The 331-nt window shown below is 31.1% G+C and carries 1 protein-coding gene; it reads left to right on the top strand.

What is annotated here, in order from left to right:
- Nucleotides 1-68: 68 nt before the first annotated feature.
- On the top strand, nucleotides 69-331 hold a 263-nt coding region (locus GUI70_RS25480), incomplete at its 3' end, for an alpha/beta hydrolase (protein WP_161884544.1).

Below are 331 nucleotides of genomic sequence, written 5' to 3'. Positions count from 1 at the left end.
ATGCATCACTAAATGTATGATAATAATAAAAGCGAATATAAAAACGTTGTTATTAAAGGTGTGAGATGATGACTGAAAAACAATTTAAATTAACTGTACAAGATAATACGAATATTGAAGTTAAAGTGAATTTTACAGATGTAGATTCAAAAGGAATTATTCATATATTTCATGGTATGGCTGAACATATGGAACGTTACGATAAATTAGCACATGCACTTTCAAAGCATGGCTTCGATGTGATACGTCATAATCATCGAGGACATGGTATTAATATTGATGAATCAACAAGAGGGCATTACGATGATATGAAACGAGTTATCGGTGATGC

Source organism: Deinococcus alpinitundrae (assembly GCF_009982895.1).
Classification (GTDB): Bacteria; Deinococcota; Deinococci; order Deinococcales; family Deinococcaceae; genus Deinococcus; species Deinococcus alpinitundrae.
This window is presented reverse-complemented; position numbering and strand designations above follow the sequence as displayed.